Genomic DNA, 22,578 nt, shown 5'->3' with positions numbered 1-22,578 from the left:
GAGAGAGAGAAAGAACACCGCTTGTTCCTCACCTCCTTGTGTGCTGTTGTTATTTCAACTGAACGAAAGGTTCAGCCACAACCGTTTTCAATTCCTGCTGAAGCTGTTCAACGAGCTTGACTCCGTTTGGCAAGTATCCTTCCTGTTGCAGATCTTCCTTGTTTTCAACCTTTTTTAGCCAAGCCACCGTCTCATTCGCCGCAGCGTTCAACGCTTCGCGGAAACGATGCGGAACAGCGCCGCGATCATGAATGAGCTGTTGCGCCCAATGTTTGGCGTATACAAGATGATCTTGTTGTTCTCGGATCAACTTCTGGATTCGCGATACAATGGCAGGATGTTTGGCATCAAGTGCGGATTGCAAAACAGCGTCAATGGCGGTGTTTATTGCATATAGTGCGGCAATGAGCGTGATCCAGTTATGAACATTGATGGCGCTGGCCAGCGCTTTTCCGGTTTGTCTGTATATTTCCGGTTTTCTTCCCTTCAATCCGCGCAAATCAAAACACCAGTTATATAATAAGCGCGCATGTCCCAGCTCTCCTTGCGCCATTGCGATCGATGCCAGCGTGGCTTCCAAATTGGGACCGCTGATCCCGACCTCAACAAGGCGGTCGCCGAGTACGTATTTATTGTCAGCGATCGTTTCAAGCAACTCAATCAGCGAATGCACAGCCGGCTGCATTTGTTCCATTAAGCCCTCTCCCCCTTATGGGCGAATAGCCATTTCGGTTTTCTTACCCAAACGAGCTCGCTGCGGTCGACAACGACCATTTCCGCCCAATCTTCCTCATCGTACGTGTAAGAAGCATACACTTTCGCCAACTCCTCGTTTTCCGCCTCTACCGTGCCGATGTGGGCTAGTTGGTCGCCCCGTTTCACCCGAGCGAAAATGTCAAACGTTTTTCGTTGTTGGACCGCTGTCATGTAGAGCTCACCCCCCAATATTTCAATCTCTCGCGCCCTTCTGGACTGATCCGATCGACCGTCCACGGCGGATCCCAAACGACGTGAATATGCACGTCACGAATCTCCTCTTCCTTAAGCAAACGGTTGCGAATGTCTTGCTCGATCCATTCCATACAGGCGCATGAGACAGCCGTATATGTCATCGTGACATGAAGTTCATCGCCCGTTTTTTCAATATCGTAAATCAATCCCATATCGACGACACTGATTGGAAATTCGGGATCCATCACTTCTTTCAGTGCTTGCCAATACTTTCTAGTTTCGGCGTTCCGTCTGTCCATCACACCGCTTCCTTTCGCAGTTGTTCGAGCTCTTTGGCCCCGCGTTGAATCCGTTCCACGAATTCCTTATTTTTCGGGCCCCGCTGTTTAAACCGTTTGACGACGTTGTCCCACGTATCCGGCTGATCGAACAGCCATTGTTTGTTCACCGGGTCAAACTTGCACGGGAACGGCACATCAAGCACGTATTTTTGTTGCTCCTCATCGTAATGGGCTGGGACTTTGACGCCGATCGATTCGCAGAACGGAACAGCCGTTGACAGCCATTTTTGCCGCAGTTCATCATTCGTCCGCCCTTTTAAGCGGTACTCCAGCTGTGCTGAGCGGCTTTTCAACCGATCCCCAACCCCGAAAAACTCGAGCGCCATTAAAAACATCCAGTCAACCGCTTTTTGTACTTCTTCGCGCAAATTCGGATCCTGCATCGCTGTTCGCATAATGATCTCCCCGTTGCGAAGATGAAACAGCTCCTCCTTGTCCACTTTGACGAGTGCCCGCTTCCATGGCCCGTACGATGTATGCTCGAACGCATCCCCAAGAAGGGTGTAGCCCGCACGATCAAAAAAGGCGTTAAAGACGCCAAGTTCAATCCAGTTTGAGAGTTCGAAGTCAAAAGCATACGGATTTTTCCAGCAATACGGCTCTCGTTCATAGAGCAATTGATCGACGTCTTCGCCCAAATCTTTCAACAGCCGATAGGCGATGTGGGCATGGCCGATTTCATCCTGCATAATGGCCAGCGCTGTGATTTTGCTGTTTAACGTCGGCGCTTGACCGTATACCGTAAGCAATGGCGGGACGCTCAACAACTCAGTGTCGCCGACGATCGTCAGCGTCTGTTTCAACGCGGTTAAATACTCTTCGTTCATATCCTCAATGCCTTCGACGATAAATCCATTTTGGACTTTCTCTTTTAGCAGCGTCGCTTGGTCCATGTCCCCAACCTCCTTATTACGTTTTTTAAACTATCGCATTCTATACATAATGTTAATGCAACGTAAAGATCATTGTCAACACAAAAATTAGAAAAATAAGAAAATTATTTTTAGTCGGAAATCCTTTTGTTTTCGTTGATCTCCTGTCCATTGTGTCTCTTTATTCCAGTCGGTCGTTTTCCACAGCATACAACATTTGTTTTCCGTTCGTACATTTTTCATGGAGCCACTAATCGCATAAAAAGAAAAAAAAATCCAGCTGATTAACAGCTGGACATCAGTTATTGCCGATAAACGATTGCATGTCGATGCTCCTCTTTTTGCAATTCACCCACAGACACCAAATATTCCAAATGCGCCAGCGTCTCAGCCACCGCAAACCGCCATTGGTGCGCCGTCAACAGCTTATGGCCAAACACTCGATGGGCGACTTCATAGGCAGTGCGCCCCGCCCCTGCTAGCGTTTTCATTTTTTGCAACCGTTGTTCGTGGTGACGAAAAAGATCTCCGATCCGCTCGCGAAATTGGCGAATGACCGCGCCATGGGCAGGCAGAGCCACATCCACCTTCAGTTCCTCCACTTTGCGAAGCGAGGCGAAATATTGCTCGAGCGGATTCGGATAAGCGCCCGGCCATACACTAATGTTCGGAGTAATGCGATCAAGCACATGGTCCGATGCAAGCAGTTGGCGCGATTCCGCCTGATAAAAACTGATCAATCCATCGCTGTGCCCTGGGACCGGTATGACCGCCCACCGCCGCTGCCCCAGCATAATCTCCGACTGATCTAGAATGGTTAGCACCGGAAACGGGCTGACGCGCAACGACAGCTTCCACATGCTCTCCTCAATGTCCGTTACCAGCTCATCCGGCACACCATGGCGGCGAAACATGGCACCCACTTCGCTCGCCTGAACGCTCTCTTCCCCCCACACTCGTTCCGCCATCGCATAATCCGGCTCGCTGATCCAGACAGGCGCCTCCGTCTGCTGTTGCATCCACCCGGCCAAGCCAAAATGATCCGGATGAAAGTGAGTGATGTAAATGGCGCGAACATGCCGCGGCTTGATTTCCAACTGCCGAAACACTGCTTCCCAGGCGCGAATCGCCTCAAGACAACGAAAACCGACGTCAACGATGCTCCATCCATCCGTTTCCCGACCTATGTAACAATAGACATACTTCATCGGAAATGGAACCGGGATCGGAACGCGGTAAATTCCATCTCCCACTATTTCCATTTCAATCTGCGCCATTCTTTTCCCCTCCCCCTGATCTTTTTCTTCCCCGTTCACGTGCTCCCTTAAGTCGACATGCTAAGCGCCGATATCCGAAAACCTATTTTTGGACGCGTGAACTCCCCACCACTTATCGCCCCTTATGGGTCGATGGAAGTGGGGCTTCTCGGGTAATCCCGTCTAGTGACGGGAAATGGACCGAGCGATCCTAGAGCTGTTGAGAAAAGGATTAGAAAAGGAACCTTTGGCTAAAGCCAACCCACATTCATCTCCCACCTACTCACTGGGCTGTCGCCCTTCACGCTCCTTGAGAGGGGGAGACTTCTTTCGGAAATTACGTTAAATCATTTCCATAAATGGATTAATCGCCTTATCGCGATTAAATATCACCTCACGATCCGGTGCGGTCTCAAACAACGTTTCAAAATAACGGATGGCCGGAATGGCGAGCAACTGGTGGACATTGAAAAACAGCTCCCGCGCTCTCGTTCCGCTCCAATCATCAGGCAACAAGTCGTTCGGGAATCCTGGATCGATAAAGAAAAAGCTCCGATACTCATGCACGAGCTTCGTCCGTTCAATGAAGCATTCACGGTCGGTCAGTTCATTGTTCCAAGCTCGATGTTGGAACTCTTCATACTTTCGTTCGTAAGTTTCAATAAACCGGTCATACTCCTTGGCGATGTACGGGAAATTCCAGCCGCGTTCGATGATTTGCTCATTGCTGTGCGACACGATGGAGCTCGCCGTAAACAAAATGACGTACGGCTCCAAATGATAGTCTTTAACCCATTCCATCACTTGCGGTTCGATCGGATTCGGGCTCGCCCACGTCCCGTGGGAAATGAGACCAAACCCCATCAAACTCAATTCTTTGCGAATTTGGTTGCGCAGCTCCCGTTTTTCCTCGGGAACGGAGTACGTCAACACGCGCCATTGACCGTCCCATTTGTAGTTCCGTTGCGAATAGACGCGGTTGAACCCGTCCATCATCGTCCGTTTCCCTTTCGGCGTCAGCGAGTAATAGCTGTTGTTGCCGATTTTCCGGACGTCAAAAAACCCTTGCTGCACCATACGCAGCGCTGCTCCACGGATGGACGATTCGGAAATGCCGAAGTGGGACATCATTTGGATCAAGCTTCCGATCCATACTTCGTTCCCATAATGTTGAATATATTCCCCAAATAACGTAAACATGAGCGATCTCGGCCTCACTGCTGTTCACACCTTGTCTTTTTTGAATTTTTCTTTATATTATGGTACAAATCACCTTCCCTTTCAAGCATTGAAATGCATATTGCGTCATAAAAACATATCGGCCGTTTTGGCCGATATGCGTTCTCAATGCCTTTCCAATTCAGCGGGCGTTTTTCCAAAAAAGAATACTCGCCCCTTCTCTGGCGTCTTCCGAGCAAAACAGCAAGTTTCGCGCCTCCCCTTCATAGCGAATCGCCACATTCAGCAGCACTTCTTCCCGTTCGTGATCGCCAAGTTGATGTTGGAGACTGCATGCGTTGCGCTTACTCGCGAGCTTGCGTGCATACTCCTATGTTCGCTCTCTCGTTCCCGCCTGCAAAAACACTCGATTCATCAGCCCAATGCCCAACGCCTCTCTCTGATGGCATAATCATTTGTCCTTTGGCTGCATCAACCATTTTACCACTGTTTAACCCCTCCGCATACACCAAGTCATCGAATCGCTCTCTCATCAAATTGGCAATTTGATTCAACAGGAGAGCTCGCTTCGCCCCCGTCATTTTTGGCCATTTCTCCGACTTCAAACGCCGCGCGCGCCGCCTCGACGGCATGGTCTACATCTTCTTTCTCTTCTTTCGTCGCTCTGGGCGACGGCCGCAATCACTTCTTCTGTCGCCGGATTGATCGTTTCAAACACTTCTCTGTTGCTTCTCTCGACATACTAGCCGTTTAGTAAACAGCGGATAATGTTGCTTGATCCTCATCAGTGGCTTCCCCTTCCTCCTTGGCATCGTCTCTCCATCTCACCCGCTCAAACGCGCTTTTGCATTGATGGCAATAGTATTGGGAAACGAGCTGAGCGGTCCCAAACATCGATAGAGGCGCTACGTTCGTTGAGCCGCAAAACGCGCAGCGCACCTCCCCACGTACCGGCATCGGCTAGGCACCCCTCCTTATTATGTTTTATTTAATATCGTCATTTTAACATAATAATACAAAAAATCTAAACACGTTGTCAATCATTAGACGCAAAAGAATGAAAATTTATAATATTTCTTGTGCCCTTTCATTCGACTCGAGACAGCTCATGGCTTTTTGAATGATGTGGGACAGGAACGATCGTCTTAATCAAGAAAAACGACGGGACACGTTACATTCCATCGGGTTTCCTCAAAAGCCTTGAAACAGGTAGAGCAACGTTGCTCCACTGTCTGACTCGTTTCCCCACATTTGTTTTTGCCGTACACTCCCTTACGCCAACTCCATGTTTCGTCCCGTCGTTTTCCGATTTCAAGAAGTGATAACACCTATCTTTTATATTGATCTCCGAAGCAAGATACATCAATGAATCCCATGATTTTGCCCATTCACTGCAGCGTTCGTGTCGCCTATATGCACAAACCATCAAACCAGGCGCTATAGAAAAAGCCGGCGAGCGCAATATCACCGGCTTGTGGGACACGCAAAAAACCGTTATTGGTCCTGCTGATTGCCCGGACGCTCTGGAGTCATTTCTTCAGCAAACTCCACTGCAACAGGCCGCATCGTTCCCATCCGCCGGCCCATCCAGCGGTTGAAGCTGCGAATCACGTTTCGCATCGGGCCTTGCGTCATCGACGCCATGCGTCCCCCTTGTCTCGCCCTCAACATCGCGGCCGCCGCCGCTCCTAAACTTACGCTGACGAGCGTCCAGATAGCGTTATTGTTTCTTCGCCGTCTAACAACCCGCAACCATGGATTCCATAACCCGCGGCCGCGCTGAACACGGAACAAACGGAATAAGCGGTCCATTGTGCCTCCACCTCCTTTTGTTCGACATCTCCCGTTCAACGGTTAGCATACGTTGCCTCTAAAAAGTCATACATGGAAAACATTAGATGCCAGCGGGAAGGTTTTTCTATATAAAAAATTCCATATATTTCTCTATTTTCATCCTTTTCATGTCCCTGTATACTGAATTCGTATATAAAAACAAACGGAGGTCACGACATGAAAAACATCGTTCCTTTTGCCTTGGCCGCATCCATAGCCACTGTATGGCCAGCTTCAGCGTTCGCCATTGAACGCAACGATCCAGCTTTAGAGCAGTATTTAAATGAAGCCGGGATCACAGTCGAAGAGCTGGAAAATTATTTGGACTATGAAGGCTATTCGCTCGATGAGTTTGACAGCGTGGACGAATTACGCCGCGAACTCGGCGAGCCGCTCACGGAAGAAAATTTAGCTCAGTTGCTCGCCAAACACGGATTGACCGAACAACAGCTTCGACAAATGCTTATCGACAATGGAGAAATGGAAGAGGCACAGGCCATTACCGATGTGTTTTTATTTTACAATGATCTCGAAGAATATATCGAACTGTTTAAAAATTACTCCGTTCCGATCACTGATGAAACGCTAGCCGCCTTTCTAAACGAACGCGGAATGACAAAGGAAGAGCTCATCGCTCTTCTTGATCGGCACGGCGAATCGTTGGCCGATTACCACTCAATCGGCGAGCTGAAAGATATTGTCGATTATTATCAAAATTTGACGCCGTTGACCGAGGAAACATTAAACGAATTTTTGCAAGAAATTGGCATGACGAAGACGCAGTTGGAAAAACTGCTGTCTAAAAACGGCGATTCGCTTGACCATTATGCGACGGTCGAGGAACTGTCGGAGGCCGTCATCGACTACTTGCTTCCGGATTTGGACGAGCTCGGTTTGACGGACGCAGAGTTGGAAAAGCTCTATACCCATTTTGAATCGCTGAATATGGAAGATCCGCAATTCGCCAAGAAAATGGAAGAAATCGGCCAACGGCTTGAGGCGATCGGGGCGTACGATTTCACCAGCATGACGGAGCTATCGCCAACGCAAATCGCTGAGATCGCCGATGTATGGACCGATCTGCTTTCCACATTCCAGCTGGAAGCAAAGTTTTATTTGACGAAAGACGGCGAGAAAAAGCCGCTCAGCCTGTCGACGCTGCTGACAATGGAATCAGCGAACGGCTACGATTTGCTTGTTGAAATTTACAGCACTGACGGCGAGCTACTGGCTGATTTTGTCGTGACCGAAGAGATGTTTGCCTCTGACCTATTCGATGAAATCGGCAAAGACTTACAACAAGGCGGCCAGGCAGCGAAAATCGAAAAAGTAGTGAAGCCGGCGACGCCGAAACCGCTGAAGCGGACCGAAGCCGGAGCCAAACTGCCGAAAACGGCATCCCCGTATGCCGCTTATATGCTGTTTGGCTTGGCATTCATCGGTGCCGGTGCATTCCTTGTCCGCTTCCGCCAAGGAGCCGAGGCGAAATAAATGAACTGGAAACGGCTCGTGCGCTTTTTTGGAGCAAGCTTGATCGCAGCGGGAATCGCCGTAGTCGGCGTTAGTGGTCTGAAATGGAAAAGCGGCCTGGAAGCGGCCAAGCCGCTGTCCGCTGAAACAGAGCGACCAGTGGACGCCGCGCCGATTCGAAGCCAGGCTCCTCTCTACTCAAAACAACCAAAAATCGGTGAACAAATCGGCGAACTCATCATTCCGAAGCTCAACGCCAGCCTGCCGATTTACCACGGTACAGATGAAGACGAGTTGGAAAAAGGGGTCGGCCATTACGCGGGCAGTGTCCTGCCAGGCGAGGCGGACAACTGCGTGCTTTCTGGCCATCGCGACACGGTCTTCCGCCGTCTTGGCGAAGTTGGCCAAGGCGATCTCTTGATCGTCCGCACGTCCGCTGGCACATTCACCTATAAAGTGCGCAAAGTGCGCATCGTCGATGCCGACGACCGGACGGTCATCGTTCCAAAGCCGAAAGCGACACTCACCGTTTCCACGTGTTATCCATTCCGCTACGTCGGCCCCGCTCCGCAGCGGTACGTGCTCGTCGCCAACTTAATCAATGAACGCTCTTAACCTTGCGAAAATCGAAAGGATGGCCGAAACAAGGGCCATCCTTTTTTTACTTCCCTTCGTACGCCGTCCAAGTCGGCTTTTTGATTTTCGCCGACAGCGAGACAATTTTCCGTTTCACCCGGTCTGCTTCCTTTCCCGTTAACGGCATCGGCTGATAATTGTTTCTTGTCGTCACCGATGAAATGCGAAATGGGATGACACGGATTTCTTTTTTGGCCGTCCGCTTGCCATTTTGAAAAGAAAACACTTGTTGGAAGACAAACGTATCTTTGTCGCTCGGATTTTTGTTTCCGCCAAACATAAAATTGCCAAGGCTGTAAACGATGAATTTGCCTTTATACTCTTCAATCCCCTGGACGACGTGCGGATGATGGCCGACGACCAAATCGGCGCCGCTGTCAATCGCAAAGCGGCCGAGCGCCTTTTGCGTGCTGTTTGGCACATAGCTTCGTTCCACTCCCCAATGAAAATGAACGAGGATGAGATCGGCTCCTTGTTTCCGAAGCATGCGAATATCGTTGGCGATTTGCTTGCGCAGCGTGCTGGTGTTGCTCCAGCCTTCATAGCCGAGCGCCCCGATTTGGACCCCTTTCACCGTTTTCAACAGCCGGAGCGTGCGACCGAAATAACCGATATTTTCCTTTTTTAAACTGGCAATCGTGTCCTTGTATCCCTGCTGCAAATAATCGTACGTATGGTTGTTCGCGAGATTGACCGCATCAATGCCGCCATAGGTTAAGATTTTCGCATAACTCGGGTGGCCGCGAAAACGAAATTTCTTGCTTGCCTTCCGCGTCGAGGTCGTCAGCGTCGTTTCCAAATTGACGGTCGTAAAATCATCTTTCTTGAAGATCGGCTCAATGTATTTCGTAAAGTAGCGCAATCCGTGCTTTTTCACTTCTTCATCAAACGAATACGCATAACCGTAGTTTTCATCACGCCCAAGCGTCACATCGCCCGCAGCGCTGATGGTGATGCGCACTTCGTTCGGGTTCGGCGCCGCTTGTTTGGCAGAGGCTGACGCTATCGCCATCTTATCGATCGGACTCGGCAACGGTGGATGCTCAATTGTTTGCCCGGTCAGTTCGGTTGGCGCCGCCAGCACTTCCTCGACGCCGCGATCAGCCGCATTGCTGCATGAAAATAAAAAGATGGACGCCATACACATAAGCGCCGTATTTCTCCCCTTGATCCATGCGTTCATGTTCCCTCTCCTATCAATCTATTTTCTTCAAACTACCAAAACTTCTGCTAATGACGTATTCAACACACCCCCTATTTATCCTTTTTCTTTTCCTCAATTTAGGAGTGATGACCTAGCCAAGCCATGATATAATGAGCTTGCAGGCGTTTCCTCCCCCATTTCCACATCTTCAACTCCTCACATTTCATGGTTGAAACGCCCCTCATGAACACTAATCTTACACAGAAAGGAGTTTCTCAATGGAAGAGCTTTTACGCCAATTGACTGTGCTTGTCCAAGGCCTAGTCGAGGACATGACCGTCATGAAACAAGACATGCAAACGGTCATGCAAAACATGGACGCCATGAAAAAAGACATGGACATCATGAAAAAAGACATGGACATCATGAAAAAAGACATGGACATCATGAAAAAAGACATGGACATCATGAAGAAAGACATGGACACCGTGAAGAAAGACATGGACGCCATGAAACAGGAAATCCAGCTGGTGAAACAAAAGGTGGACAAGCTCGAACGGCGCATGGATCAGCTTGAACAGCGAATGGACAAACAAGAAGAAGAACTGCGCTGGCTAAAGGAGCAAACAAAAGAAAATACTGAGATGATCAAAGCGATCCGCGACAATCAACTCGAGCAACGAAGCATTCAAGACGGCATTCGCCATGAAATCGCCAACCTTCGCGGCGAAGTCGCCGACATTCACGGAAACATGGCGACCAAAGAAGACATCTCCCTCATTCATCAGCGTCTTGATTATCAACTTGGCCGCATCGCGCGGGTGGAAGAGGAGATTTATTTGCTGAAGAAGGTGGAGTAACAAGTTCCTTTCATCCCGACTGTTTCCAAATGCATGGTCTACTTTTCCCGTTTCACCGTCCATCGTCTTTCGAAAAAACCCCGCTACCCCACCATAAGGCTACAGTAGAGAAAACATGTTTTTTCTTTATAATAACCACAATAACCTCACACTCGCAGGGTTGAAGCGATCTAAAGATATGAAAATCCTTCGCACAGTGCCGGCGCAAGCCTCGCTTGCGCCGGGCAAACTGCTCTCAACGTCCCGCCATCTCCAGAGTTCGCCGTGCGATCTCCTCTCCAATAGGGCCAGTACAATCCTTTGTAATGAGAAAGCATCCAGCATATCCGTTTTTAACTTATGAAAGCCACTTTATCAAATACCCTAACAAAATCCCTACAATCCCAAAATCCGAATCCCCGAACGTCGTCCCTTCAAACCCAAGCGATCCAAGTACTGGAAGCAAAAGTGCCGGCAAAAAGGAAATCAAAATGCCGTTAGCAAACGCACCCAGCACTGCTCCCCGCCTACCGCCTGTAGCGTTGCCGAATACACCGGCAGCGGCTCCCGTGAAAAAGTGCGGAATTAACCCTGGAACGATGACCTTTAACCCAACGAGCGGCAAAATAAACATCGAAAGAATCCCTGCTGCAAAACTCGACAAAAATCCAACAATAACGGCATTCGGGGCATATGGAAAGACTGCTGGGCAATCAAGAGCTGGTTTCGCATCTTGTACAACCTTATCCGCAATTCCTTTGAATGCCGGAACAATTTCAGCAATAAGCATCCGCACCCCTGCTAGTACGACATATACTCCTGCAGCAAACGTGATCCCTTGCATAAGAGAGAAGACAAGAAAATTGACACCGCCGCTTAACTCCTTCTCGATAAACGTTTTTCCGGCAAACGGCGCAACAATAAAGAATAATAGCACCATGGTCAACGACATGGCCACCGATGTATCACGAAGAAACCCCAATGACTTTGGCACTTTAATATCTTCAGTAGATTGGGTCTTGTTTCCAAATCGCTTCCCGATCCATGCTGATGTAAAATAGCCGAGCGAACCGAAATGCCCTAACGCGATCTGATCCGTTCCGGTCACTTGGCGCATGTATGGCTGCAAAATGGCGGGCATCAACACCATCAAACTTCCCAAAATAATAGAACCGATGACCACAAGCGGAACTCCTGTTACTCCACCCGTCGCAAAAACAGCAGAAATTAAACACGCCATAAATAACGTATGATGCCCTGTCAAGAAAATGTATTTAAAAGGGGTCAATCGCGCAATCAAGATGTTCACTATCATTCCAAATAACATGATCAGCGCTGTTTCTTTTCCAAATGTTTGTTGGGCAATGGCTACAATCGCCTCATTATTTGGAATGACCCCCTTAATATGAAAAGCTTTTTCGAACATTCTCCCAAAAATATTCAACGAACCGATTAAAATATTGGCCCCGCCGCCAAGAATGATAAATCCCATGACAGTCTTTAATGTGCCTGAAACGATCTCTGGAAAACTCTTTCTTTGCAGCAACAAACCGATTAAGGCAAACAATCCCACTAGAATGGCCGGTGAACCAAGCACATCTTTCATAAGGAAATGAAACACCACGTACTCCCCCTTTTCACTCATAAATGAGCGATTAATGGACTTTTTCTTGTTTTCTAATTTTATTTTTGTATACTTTGTTATATAGTAAATTTTCCTTTGTCGCAGGCGAATTGCCTGCTTTTTTAGTGTTATCACAATCTCTCTCTTAGGACCCGCTTTAATTCATCAAGGTCAAGAATATTCGTCAACTTGGCTACATTGCGTGTACCGTCATCAAGTACTTCTACTAAGTCTCTCGCTCCTAGATATAAATCCGCCTTTTCTGTTTGGCCTGTTGTTAAATCTGTATGGGATACTTCTGCTTCGATTCCTAGTTCATTTAACACCTTTTTCACATTCATTTCGATAATAAAACTGCTGCCCAGCCCATTTCCACAAACAACCAAGATTTTCTTCATCCTTCCCGCCTCCTACTTGCTTTTTATTAAGAGTACCTTTCCACTAATGTCAATACTTCTTCTACAGATTCAGCTTTAAACAACGTTTGCATATGTTCTTGATTGGACAACAACGTTGTCAGCTGAGATAACGCTTTTAAATGAGCCTCATGATCAATGGCAGCCAACACAATCAGAACATACACTCGATCTTCTTCCCTGTCAGAAAACAGACAACCTTTTTTGATTCGAAGAAAGCTCATGCCTAGTTTTTTTGCGCCTTGCTCCGGCCGGGCATGAGGCAAGGCCACTCCTGGTGTAACCACAATATAAGGCCCAAGTGTGAGAACGTTTTGAATCATAGCTTCAATATACTCACTTGTAATATAGCCCTCTTCCAATAACGGTCTTGCCGCTAACACAATCGCCTCTTTCCAATCACCTGCCTCTTCAATAATCTGAATATGTCGCTTCGTAAGCAAATCTTTTAGCATCGGTTTTTGCCCAATCTCCTTTCTTTTACTGTGGCTGAAGTAAGCCTTTAGTTCTTGATATAATGTTTTTTCATCGATGATCATTGCGTGTTTTTTGATGATGTCCATCACCGCTTCAAGATCAAGGGATACAGTTTCTGTCCATCCTTCGATCTCCCTCAAAAGCAACATTTTATCCTCCGTTGTTAAAATAGGATGAACCATATAAACAGGCACATCCTTCGGTTGCAATGGTGTTGTCGTCACCACAAAATCTACATGTCCCGCAAGAGAAGTATAATTATATTCCCTTGTTGAAACGACACCAATGACATCAACCGTTGATAGCAGTTCCCCCAATTGTTTTTGCAACATTCGCGATGTTCCAATCCCGCTCTCGCAGACGATCAACACCTTTTTCCGTACTGGAACCGACACTCCCTCTCTGTCCAACCATCCGCCAAAATGCATGGCGATATAAGCAATTTCATCGTCGCTGACCGGCTGGCCAACTACATTTTCCAAATGATGGACGACTTTTTCTGTTAAGATAAATAAATCTGGATAGTTGGCTTTGACCGATTCGGTCAGGTCGTTTTGTAAATGAAAACCATATTTCAGTCGATAATAGGCAGGCTTCATATGAACCAATAAATTTTTTTCCAACTCTTCGCGACGCTTGAATTGTACACAGGCATAAGTTTGAAAATCATCTACCATATGTCGAATGATTCGTTTCAACGCAGCGATGTCATCGTTCTGATCCATTTGCTTGTCATCTGCAATTCGAAAACTGAGTAAATGGGTCGTCAAATAACAAACCTCATCATTCGGAATGGATATTTGGGAAACGTTTTCAATTTGTCTAACGAGATGATCAGCAATCCGGTATTCCCGCATTGACCTTAACACTTCTTTCTCTTGCTCATCCATTTGTACAAATTTGCCTCTAGCCCACCGTCTTTGGAACAATGCGAGATAAATAGGTAAAGTTTGAATCACCTCACCCGCATAGCGAATAGAAAAAGCAGACTCGAATTGGCGAATCCAATCAAAGATTGGCCATTGAAACCCAACCAACAACTCTGCAGCGAAATGCTGGTCATCCATCGTCCCTAATAGTTGATGAACACAACGAATCATCAATTTCCTCTTTTGGATTTCCTTACCTACCACAAAATACCCTTTTTTGCGATGGAACACCAGTTGCAACTGAAATGACCGCCAATCTTCTTTCAGTTCCTTTATGTCATTGAGCAACGTGCTCCTGCTTACCTGTAATTTCTCTAAAAAATCACACAAATACAGCGGATGAACGCGAGTCAAAATCCATAAACCAATCCAAGCTTTTCGCTCCCAGGGCTGATATGTGTAATGTCGGGCAGGTTGTAATGCGTTCCACTTTGTTGTTATTTCTTGTTTCACTTCATCATCCAAGCGAAATCCGAGCCCGCGCGCATATTGAATCGGCTTCATCCCTTCGTGACGCAACCATTCATTCGTTTTTTGTATATCGTAATAAATCGTTCGTTTGGATACATTCAATGATTGCGCCAACTTGTCAGCGGTAAGATAAAGAGAAGAACGAAGCAACAACTTCACAAGTTGGATACAACGGGCATTGAGCATCATGATGGAGCGCTCCTTTTATTCAGTCGTGCAAATTCTTGGACTTTTGATTAGAGAATCCGAATCCTCCTTACTGCTCATTATAGTTGATTTTCTTGAAAAGATAAGCCCAAATTCCAACACCCCAATTGCGCAAAAATTGGACTGATTCAATAAAAAAGCCACACGATCGACTTGTGTGGCACCATCTAAACTATCTGTCCCTTCCTTGTCCGAACTCCTGCACTAACCGTGCGTGGACGCTTCCTAAGAAGGAGTGAACGTAAGGCAGTTGTCATTGCCCCCCCAGTTTTTCTTCGACTTATCTTTGCACGATCATATCCCGATCGTAAAGAATAGTTCAATCCTCTAAATATCGTTCCCATTCCTCATCGTCAGACGAACGATGAGGTTCATATCCGCTTCCTGTTCCTATTAACCGAAGCAGCGCGATAATTAATGCCAAACGGATCAGAATACGCCGTAGTCTTCCTCCAATATTCACCCGCATAACAATAAAATCATCGCCGACTCCCAATAATGTCCCGTGAAATTTTCCATGCACCGTCACAACAGTTACACGCTGTCCAATTAGCTGACGGGCTTGATGTTTAAAATCCATCGTTTCCCCTCCTTTCTACACTAATTATGTTAATGTTGGCAGAAGAAAAAGGTATGGTCATGCTAACCAATGCAACAGCGGATTTTTCACGCCACTTGCCAAGAAGTCTCCCGCCTCTAAACAAAATGTAGGGGTAAAAATCAAAAAATCCTCCCAGCCAATCAAGGCTAGGAGGATCACATTCTTTAACGAATCCCCTTCATCAATTTCTCGATTTTTGGAGCGATGGCCAATAAAATCAAGCCTAGTACAAGCGCCGCCCCGCCAATCGTGCCGAAATAGGCCGTTTCATTTTCCGGCGTGTAAAAACGGACAAGCTGGGCGTTGATCGCTTGCGCCGCAGCGTTTGACAAAAACCAAAGGCTCATCGTTTGCGCCGAAAACGCCGCCGGGGCGAGTTTCGTCGTAGCCGACAGACCGACCGGCGACAAGCAAAGCTCGCCGAGCACGACGATGAAATAGCTTAACACAAGCCAAATCGGATGGACGAGCCCCCCGCCGCTCAAATAGCCCGGCACGAGAATGACGATGAACGACAGGCCGGCAAACAACAAACCCAGTGCGAATTTTTGTGGGATCGTCGGCTGCCGTTTACCGAGCTTCACCCACATCCAAGCGAACACCGGAGCCAAAATAATGATAAATAGCGGGTTCAGCGACTGGAACCATGCAGGCGACAAGTGGATGCCTGCTACATCCAACTGCGTCCGCTTGTCCGCATAGTTCGCCAAAATCGTCGATCCTTGTTCTTGAATCGCCCAAAACATCGCTGAAGCGACGAACAACGGAATGTAAGCGATCACACGCGATCGCTCCTCCGCCTTCGTTTTCGGGCTGCGATACATCACGACAAAATAGATGATCGGGATGATGATTCCTAAGATGCCGACAAGGGAAATAAACGTTTCCACCGTGAACCAACCGTTTGGAATCAAGATTGCTAGCAGCACGGCAATCACGACCGCTCCCGTGGCCATGATCAAAGCCGCTTTTTTCTTTTCTTCCGGCGTCAGCGGGTTGGGCACGTACGTCCCCGCCAAACCGAGGTTTTTCTTTCTTGTCGTCACAAACACGACAAGCCCGAGAAACATCCCGACAGCCGCAAGTCCGAAGCCAAGGTGGAAGTTGTACTTCATCCCGGCCGTTCCAACAATAAGCGGAGCCAAAAAGGCGCCCAGATTAATCCCCATGTAAAAAATGCTAAATCCGGCGTCGCGGCGGTCATCGCCAGGCTTGTACATATCGCCGACAATGCTTGAGACGTTCGGTTTCAACAACCCCGTTCCCAGGACGATGAGCGCCATCGAAACAAACAGCGCCGCCACCCCGCCCGGAATCGCCAGGGCGATATGACCAGCCATAATGAGAAGGCCGCCGTAAAAGACCGCGCGCGACGTACCGAACACCCGGTCGGCAAGCCAGCCGCCAATGATTCCGGACATGTACACAAGCGCCCCATAAATCGACATAATCGCGAGCGCTAGATGTTCATCAAGACCGAGCCCGCCTTTCGATACTTCGTAATACATGTAGTACACTAAAATGGCGCGCATGCCGTAGTACGAAAAGCGCTCCCAAAACTCGGTGAAAAAGAGCGTAAACAGCCCTTTCGGGTGGCCGAAAAAGCCCCGCTGCGGAACACTGGCAGCGATTTGTTGTTTGTCGATGGATGCCATAACTACTACCTACCTCCTTTAAATTCTTTTAATATAATAATTCATTATGTTTATATTGTCAAAAAAATTTTGTATGATTTATTAAATAGCAAATAAAACAATAACATTAAGAAAAATAATATTATTTAAATAAAAGTTCTGAAAACATTTCTCCCTTCCGTTTTCTTCGCTCCCGGAAAATCCTTTTCCGCTTTTCGTGGATCATGTATAATCAATGGCAGGGAATCGTGGTTTCCCCAACAGCACCATTTCTTCTTTTCCATCTCATCTGCATCTATGCATCCACCGCAATTTCCTTATCTTATTGACAATTAAGAAAGGATGTTGCCCATGAGCGAGCCGTGGCATCTGATTTTGGACAAGCTGGAAATCATGCAGCGGGAAATGACAGAGATGAAGGCCAATATGGCCACCAAGCAGGAGCTTGAGGACATCAAAGCCAATATGGCCACCAAGCAGGAGCTCGAGGACATCAAAATCCGCATGGCCACCAAAGAAGAACTCGAACACATCAAAGCCAACATGGCCACCAAGCAGGAGCTCGAGGACATCAAAATCCGCATGGCCACCAAAGAAGAACTTGAACACATCAAAGCCAACATGGCCACCAAACAGGAGCTCGAGGACATCAAAATCCGCATGGCCACCAAAGAAGAACTTGAACACATCAAAGCCAACATGGCCACCAAGCAAGAACTTGAGGACATGAAAGCGAATATGGCGACGAAAGCGGAGTTGAATGAAATCAAAGCCGACATGGCAAAGGGATTTGCCACTGTTCATCAAGCTATTCGGGAAATCGATGCGATCGTGAAACGGCTTGAGCAAAATCAAGAGCAACAAATGCAACTATTGCTGCGCCAAGAGCGAGTCATCGATGTGCTATGCCGCCGGACGCTTGAACATGAAGCGGCGATCGCTGATCTCCGTCTTGCCGTCAAAAGCTAATATCCGCCCCATTGCCGCTTTCGCTCCCCTTGGCGTTGCACATTGATCGATGCTTCCCAACACGGAAAAAGGCATTTTCCATTCCGGCCATTTCCGTTCTCGTACGAAATGTGTTATACTTATTGTCATACCGATCACCAATGGAAGGGGATGTGGGGATGCTATATCCGTATAACGGAAAACGTCCGAATGTTCATGAAACTGCATTCATCGCTCCGGGGGCCTATTTGATCGGAGACGTCACCGTCGGGCCGGAATCGACGATTTGGTTTAACGCCGTGTTGCGCGGCGATGAAGGGCCGATTACGATCGGCGCACGGACGAGCATTCAAGACAATACGACATGCCATTTGTACGAAGGATCGCCGCTCGTTGTGGAAGATGAAGTGACGGTCGGGCATAATGTGATCCTTCACGGCTGCACGATCCGCCGGCGCTCGATCATCGGCATGGGATCGACGATTTTGGATGGAGCCGAAATCGGCGAAGAATGCATCATCGGCGCCAACACATTGATTCCATCCGGCAAAAAGATTCCACCCCGCTCGCTCGTCATCGGCTCCCCCGGAAAAGTAGTGCGTGAGCTGACGGACAAAGACCTTGAGCTCATCCAGCTGTCGATTGATACATACGTTCAAAAAGGAAAAGAGTATCGCGAACAGCTGGCCAATCATCGGCAATAACGCTATAAAACAGCTGGTTGCACAAAAAAACGATATTCACAGCCATCTGTCTGTACACCTTATCGTTAAAAGAAAAAGAGCCAGCCAGAGGGCATGGCTCTTCGTTTATGATTCATCCGCGTTTTGCACAATCATCTTCCACACTCATCACGCGGTTTTGCTTCTATTTTCAGAAGTTCATAACTTTTTCAATGGCATGCAAAACGCGCGCTGGCGTTGGCAAATAATCGTCTTCATAAGCGAAAAACGGCACCGGAACGTCAAATCCCGTCACCCGTTCGACCGGCGCTTTTTGATAGAAAAACGAAGTATCGTTGATGACAGCAAGAATGTCATTAGCCAATCCACCCGTTGCATGCGCTTCCTGAACGATCACGGTTCTCCCTGTCTTTTGCACCGACTCGGCGATGAGGTCCTTGTCAAGCGGATAAAGCGTACGCAAGTCGATGACATCGGCATAAATCCCTTTTTTCTCCGCTTCTTCCGCCGCCTTCATCGCAACGGGCACCATGGCCCCCCACGCAATGACGGTCACGTCGTCCCCTTCCCGCCGTTTTTTTCCTTTGCCGATTTCAATCGTATATTTTCCTTCCGGAACGTCTTCGCGAAACGCGCGATAGCTGCGCATCGGTTCTAAGAAGAGGACAGGGTCCGGGTCTTCAATCGCGGCGATGAGCAACCCTTTGGCGTCATATGGCGACGCGGGACAGACGACCTTGATTCCCGGCATATGGGTAAACAGCGCTTCCGTGCTGTCCGAATGAATTTCCGGGGCTCGCACGCCCGCTCCGTACGGGGCGCGAATGACCAAGGGCACGGTAAAATGCCCCCTTGTCCGCGCACGCATGCGCGCCGCATGGGTCATGATTTGTTCATAGGCTGGATAGATAAAACCTAAAAACTGAATTTCGACGACAGGACGAAATCCATTCAGCGCCATTCCAATCGCCGCACCCGTAAATCCAGCTTCACTTAGCGGCGTGTCCACCACCCTCTCCTCGCCAAATTCCTCCAGCAATCCTTCGGTCGCGCGAAACACACCGCCATTTTTCCCGATGTCTTCCCCAAGCAGAATGACATCTTCACGCTCTTTGAGCATGGTGCGAAGCGCATCATTGACCGCTTGCACGATGGTGAGCGATTTGACGCCTACTTTGGTGATCATCTTTCCATCCCCCGTTTCCACTGAAGATACGCTTCTTTCTGCTCGGCAATCGTCCATGTCGGTTGGGCGAACACAAAATCAAACATGTCCGACACATTCGCTTTTGGGTAACGTTCCATTTCCACAACCGCCTGCTCGATTTCGGCGTTCACTTCCTCTTGCACTTGATTCACCCATTCTTCATCCCACCACCCTTCCCGCTGCATGAAGCGCTCGACCCGCTTGATTGGATCGGTTGTTTCACGCCGTTTCTTGCTTTCCTCCTGATCGCGATATCTGGACGGGTCATCGGACGTCGTATGGGCGCCATAACGCCATGTCACCGCTTCGATTAACGTTGGCCCCCCTCCATTTCTCGCCCGCTCGAGCGCCTCAGTTGTTTTGAAATACACAGCAAACACGTCATTTCCATCGATGCGAAGGCCGGGAATATCGTACGCCAACGCTTTTTGCGCGATCGTTTTTGTCTTCATCTGACGGGTAATCGGAACGGAAATCGCATATTGGTTGTTTTGGTTGAAAAAGACGACAGGCGCGTGGAAAACGCTCGCGAAATTCAATCCCTCATGGAAGTCTCCTTCCGATGTCGCCCCATCACCGAAGTACACAATCACCGCATTTTTCGTCCCCTTCCATTTTTCAGCGCACGCCGCCCCCGCTGCATGAGGGAGTTGCGTGGCAATGGGAACGCTCGGCGGAACGATTTTTTTCCCTTCAGGTGGAACACACCCTTCCGTCCGACCTTTCCAGTATAAAAGCGTTTGCGTTAAGGAACGGCCGAACGTCATCATCGCTCCATGATCGCGGTAAGTCGGAAACATCCAATCGCCGTCGTTGAGGGCAAGCGCGCTTCCGACTTGACACGCCTCTTGCCCTTCGTACGGCACGTACGTCCCAATGCGCCCTTGCCGCTGCAGGCTGACACATTTTCGGTCAACCATTCTCGTGCGAATCAGATGGCGATACATCGACATCGTCAATTCTTTCGTGATTTGTTCACGATATTCAGGCTGCACGATCGCTCCTTCTTCATTCAATACTTGCACCATCGGAAAATCGAGTTCCATATCATATTCCTCCTCTCCATGATGTCGAATGGCCGATCCATCAGCTCAATATCGCACGATCGCTCACGAGCTGTTCCCCGCGAATGCGTTGGAATTCCGCGAGCAACTTTTCTACCGTTAAGCGTTTCTTTTCATTCTCATCCACTTCCAAAATGATCTGCCCTTTATCCATCATGATGAGACGGTTCCCTAAATCGATGGCTTGCTGCATATGATGGGTGATCATCAAGGTCGTCAATCGATATCGCTCCACAATCTCTTTTGTTAAGTTGGTGATCAACTCCGCCCTAGCCGGATCGAGGGCCGCTGTATGTTCATCGAGCAGCAAAATGGCAGGTTCGGTGAACGTCGCCATCAGCAAAGACAACGCCTGCCGCTCTCCGCCCGAGAGCAAGCCGACTTTCGCCTGAAGACGGTTTTCTAAACCGAGATGAAGGGTGGAGAGTAACTCGCGAAACTCATCGCGCCGTTTTTTCGTCACTCCGCGGCGGAGCGTGCGCTTTTGATTGCGTGTATACGCCATCGCCAAATTCTCCTCAATCGTCATGTTTGGCGCTGTTCCGGCCATCGGATCTTGAAACACTCTCCCGATATAGTGGGAGCGGACGTATTCCGGCATCATGGTGACATCTTGACCGTCAATCCAAATCGTTCCTTCATCAGGAAACAACACTCCTGAAATCACATTCATCAAGGTCGATTTGCCTGCTCCGTTGCTGCCGATCACAGTGACAAAATCGCCTTTTCGAAGCGTTAAATGAATGTTTTGGAGCGCGATCTTTTCATCAGGCGTTCCCTCGTGAAACACTTTATAAATCCCTTTTAACTGCAACATCCGCCTCACCCTTTCCTGTTGCGGCCACGGCCGTCACCTGCGCCCGATTCCGTCTTTTTTCTTCTTTGCGTTTTTTCTCTTTTTGTTGACGAGCCATTTGCGGAACAACGAGCGCCAAAATGACAATGCATGCCGTAATGAGCTTCACATCCCCTGTCTCGAGAAATTGGACGCGCAAAGCGAGACTCACGACAATGCGGTACATGATCGCTCCACCGATCACGGCCAGCGTGGCTCGCGCGATCGTTTTCGTTCCAAATACCGCTTCGCCGATAATCACAGAAGCCAGACCGATAATGATCATGCCAATTCCCATCCCGACATCGGCAAACGCGCCGTACTGGGCAACCAGCGCCCCCGAGAACGCGACCATGGCATTGGAAAGGCCCAACCCGAAGACAATGAGCAAGTTGGTGTTCGCCGACAGACTGCGAATCATGCGCGGATTATCGCCCGTCGCCCGAATCGCAAGCCCCATTTCCGTCTGCAAAAACCAGTCTGTGAACCATTTAAACAAAAGAGCAAGCAACGTCATCGACAGGAGAATTCCCCATGTTTTCGCTGCGGCCGAGTCAAGTCCGAACGTTGTCCCCCATTCTTGAATGGTTGTAAAGACGGTCTTTTGATTTAAAAGAGGTACATTCGAACGTCCCATGATACGAAGATTGATCGAGTACAGCGCGATCATCATTAAAATGCCCGACAAAAGCGGATTGACCTTCCCCGCCGTATGAAGAAGCCCGGTCATACACCCTGCAGCGAATCCAACGAAAAGCGCCAGACACGTCGCCATAAATGGATTGGCCCCATTGACGATCAACGTCGCCGCCACCGCAGCCCCGGTCACAAAGCTGCCGTCCACCGTTAAATCCGGAAAATCTAAAATACGAAACGATAAATAGACGCCTAATGCCATGATGGCATAAATCAGTCCTGATTCCACCGCTCCTGTCATTGCCGTCAACAAAATCGTTCATCC

The 22,578-nt window shown here is 48.6% G+C and carries 23 protein-coding genes and 2 pseudogenes; 5 read left to right on the top strand and 20 right to left on the bottom strand.

Features of this window, described 5'->3' with window-relative positions:
* Positions 1-49: 49 nt before the first annotated feature.
* The 10 genes and pseudogenes from ETC05_RS06340 to ETC05_RS06305 form a co-directional block, all read right to left on the bottom strand.
* Complete coding sequence (locus tag ETC05_RS06340) at positions 50-694, bottom strand: Phenylacetic acid catabolic protein (protein ID WP_171660616.1); 645 nt, start codon at positions 692-694, stop codon at positions 50-52.
* A complete protein-coding gene (locus ETC05_RS06335; RefSeq protein WP_171660615.1) occupies positions 694-927 on the bottom strand; it encodes a hypothetical protein in 234 nt (77 codons plus the stop codon). Before ETC05_RS06335 ends, ETC05_RS06340 begins: the two co-directional genes overlap by 1 nt.
* Complete coding sequence (locus ETC05_RS06330; protein WP_171660614.1) at positions 924-1,250, bottom strand: metal-sulfur cluster assembly factor; 327 nt, start codon at positions 1,248-1,250, stop codon at positions 924-926. The genes ETC05_RS06335 and ETC05_RS06330 overlap by 4 nt, the downstream gene beginning before the upstream one ends.
* Positions 1,250-2,185 (bottom strand): Phenylacetic acid catabolic protein, encoded by a 936-nt coding sequence (locus ETC05_RS06325; protein WP_171660613.1) that lies wholly within the window; start codon positions 2,183-2,185, stop codon positions 1,250-1,252. The genes ETC05_RS06330 and ETC05_RS06325 overlap by 1 nt, the downstream gene beginning before the upstream one ends.
* Positions 2,186-2,466: 281 nt before the next feature.
* The gene (locus tag ETC05_RS06320) at positions 2,467-3,441 is read right to left on the bottom strand and encodes an MBL fold metallo-hydrolase (protein WP_171660612.1); all 975 of its coding nucleotides are present in this window, start codon (positions 3,439-3,441) and stop codon (positions 2,467-2,469) included.
* 321 nt (positions 3,442-3,762) lie between these two features.
* Complete coding sequence (locus ETC05_RS06315; protein ID WP_368668029.1) at positions 3,763-4,638, bottom strand: PaaX family transcriptional regulator; 876 nt, start codon at positions 4,636-4,638, stop codon at positions 3,763-3,765.
* Positions 4,639-4,766: 128 nt separating this feature from the next.
* A pseudogene (locus ETC05_RS18145) lies at positions 4,767-5,038 on the bottom strand (enoyl-CoA hydratase/isomerase family protein); the annotation flags it as partial.
* Positions 5,037-5,411 (bottom strand): annotated as a pseudogene (locus tag ETC05_RS18190) (aldehyde dehydrogenase family protein); the annotation flags it as partial. The pseudogenes ETC05_RS18190 and ETC05_RS18145, both read right to left, overlap by 2 nt.
* The gene (locus ETC05_RS18280) at positions 5,350-5,556 is read right to left on the bottom strand and encodes a PaaD-like zinc ribbon domain-containing protein (protein WP_253263957.1); all 207 of its coding nucleotides are present in this window, start codon (positions 5,554-5,556) and stop codon (positions 5,350-5,352) included. The gene ETC05_RS18280 and the pseudogene ETC05_RS18190, both read right to left, overlap by 62 nt.
* A gap of 537 nt (positions 5,557-6,093) precedes the next feature.
* Positions 6,094-6,411 (bottom strand): hypothetical protein, encoded by a 318-nt coding sequence (locus ETC05_RS06305; protein WP_171660611.1) that lies wholly within the window; start codon positions 6,409-6,411, stop codon positions 6,094-6,096.
* A 198-nt stretch (positions 6,412-6,609) separates the two neighbouring features.
* Here ETC05_RS06305 and ETC05_RS06300 point away from each other — a divergent pair, with 198 nt between their 5' ends.
* Together ETC05_RS06300 and ETC05_RS06295 are read left to right on the top strand one after the other, a co-directional pair.
* A complete protein-coding gene (locus ETC05_RS06300) occupies positions 6,610-7,923 on the top strand; it encodes a processed acidic surface protein (protein WP_171660610.1) in 1,314 nt (437 codons plus the stop codon).
* A complete protein-coding gene (locus ETC05_RS06295; protein WP_171660609.1) occupies positions 7,924-8,517 on the top strand; it encodes a class D sortase in 594 nt (197 codons plus the stop codon).
* A 46-nt stretch (positions 8,518-8,563) separates the two neighbouring features.
* On the opposite strand, the gene ETC05_RS06290 is transcribed toward ETC05_RS06295, so the two are convergent.
* Entirely contained in the window at positions 8,564-9,721 is a 1,158-nt protein-coding gene (locus ETC05_RS06290) for a CapA family protein (RefSeq protein WP_031409016.1), read from the bottom strand.
* 440 nt (positions 9,722-10,161) lie between these two features.
* Here ETC05_RS06290 and ETC05_RS06285 point away from each other — a divergent pair, with 440 nt between their 5' ends.
* Entirely contained in the window at positions 10,162-10,542 is a 381-nt protein-coding gene (locus tag ETC05_RS06285; RefSeq protein WP_407059694.1) for a hypothetical protein, read from the top strand.
* A 337-nt stretch (positions 10,543-10,879) separates the two neighbouring features.
* Here the strand turns inward: ETC05_RS06285 and ETC05_RS06280 are convergent, their stop codons facing one another.
* The 5 genes from ETC05_RS06280 to ETC05_RS06260 all read right to left on the bottom strand — a co-directional run bounded on the left by ETC05_RS06280 (position 10,880) and on the right by ETC05_RS06260 (position 16,901).
* Positions 10,880-12,142: a PTS ascorbate transporter subunit IIC gene (locus ETC05_RS06280; RefSeq protein WP_031409012.1), complete on the bottom strand. Its 1,263-nt coding sequence runs from the start codon at positions 12,140-12,142 to the stop codon at positions 10,880-10,882.
* A gap of 134 nt (positions 12,143-12,276) precedes the next feature.
* Positions 12,277-12,543 carry a PTS sugar transporter subunit IIB gene (locus ETC05_RS06275; protein ID WP_031409011.1) on the bottom strand — a complete coding sequence of 89 codons (267 nt, stop codon included), beginning with the start codon at positions 12,541-12,543 and terminating at the stop codon, positions 12,277-12,279.
* A gap of 26 nt (positions 12,544-12,569) precedes the next feature.
* Entirely contained in the window at positions 12,570-14,627 is a 2,058-nt protein-coding gene (locus ETC05_RS06270; protein ID WP_031409009.1) for a BglG family transcription antiterminator, read from the bottom strand.
* A gap of 337 nt (positions 14,628-14,964) precedes the next feature.
* Positions 14,965-15,225, bottom strand: coding sequence for a DUF2642 domain-containing protein (locus tag ETC05_RS06265; protein WP_031409007.1), 261 nt, complete (start codon positions 15,223-15,225; stop codon positions 14,965-14,967).
* Positions 15,226-15,410: 185 nt separating this feature from the next.
* On the bottom strand, positions 15,411-16,901 hold the full coding sequence (locus ETC05_RS06260) for a peptide MFS transporter (protein ID WP_031409005.1): 1,491 nt from the start codon (positions 16,899-16,901) through the stop codon (positions 15,411-15,413).
* Positions 16,902-17,231: 330 nt separating this feature from the next.
* Between ETC05_RS06260 and ETC05_RS06255 the strand changes: the two genes are divergently transcribed.
* Both ETC05_RS06255 and ETC05_RS06250 read left to right on the top strand, forming a co-directional pair.
* Positions 17,232-17,849 (top strand): hypothetical protein, encoded by a 618-nt coding sequence (locus tag ETC05_RS06255; RefSeq protein ID WP_171660608.1) that lies wholly within the window; start codon positions 17,232-17,234, stop codon positions 17,847-17,849.
* A 158-nt stretch (positions 17,850-18,007) separates the two neighbouring features.
* Positions 18,008-18,532 (top strand): gamma carbonic anhydrase family protein, encoded by a 525-nt coding sequence (locus ETC05_RS06250; protein ID WP_031409000.1) that lies wholly within the window; start codon positions 18,008-18,010, stop codon positions 18,530-18,532.
* A 169-nt stretch (positions 18,533-18,701) separates the two neighbouring features.
* Here ETC05_RS06250 and ETC05_RS06245 read toward each other — a convergent pair whose 3' ends face one another.
* The 4 genes from ETC05_RS06245 to ETC05_RS06230 are packed head-to-tail and all read right to left on the bottom strand — an operon-like array spanning position 18,702 to position 22,566.
* Positions 18,702-19,697 carry an alpha-ketoacid dehydrogenase subunit beta gene (locus tag ETC05_RS06245; protein ID WP_031408998.1) on the bottom strand — a complete coding sequence of 332 codons (996 nt, stop codon included), beginning with the start codon at positions 19,695-19,697 and terminating at the stop codon, positions 18,702-18,704.
* On the bottom strand, positions 19,694-20,764 hold the full coding sequence (gene pdhA, locus ETC05_RS06240) for a pyruvate dehydrogenase (acetyl-transferring) E1 component subunit alpha (RefSeq protein WP_031408996.1): 1,071 nt from the start codon (positions 20,762-20,764) through the stop codon (positions 19,694-19,696). The genes ETC05_RS06245 and pdhA overlap by 4 nt, the downstream gene beginning before the upstream one ends.
* A gap of 40 nt (positions 20,765-20,804) precedes the next feature.
* Positions 20,805-21,599: an ABC transporter ATP-binding protein gene (locus tag ETC05_RS06235; RefSeq protein WP_171660607.1), complete on the bottom strand. Its 795-nt coding sequence runs from the start codon at positions 21,597-21,599 to the stop codon at positions 20,805-20,807.
* A complete protein-coding gene (locus ETC05_RS06230; protein WP_031408992.1) occupies positions 21,574-22,566 on the bottom strand; it encodes an ABC transporter permease in 993 nt (330 codons plus the stop codon). Before ETC05_RS06230 ends, ETC05_RS06235 begins: the two co-directional genes overlap by 26 nt.
* Positions 22,567-22,578: the final 12 nt, after the last annotated feature.

Origin of the sequence: Geobacillus sp. BMUD, assembly GCF_013096845.1 — a bacterium.
Classification (GTDB): Bacteria; Bacillota; Bacilli; order Bacillales; family Anoxybacillaceae; genus Geobacillus; species Geobacillus vulcani.
This window is presented reverse-complemented; position numbering and strand designations above follow the sequence as displayed.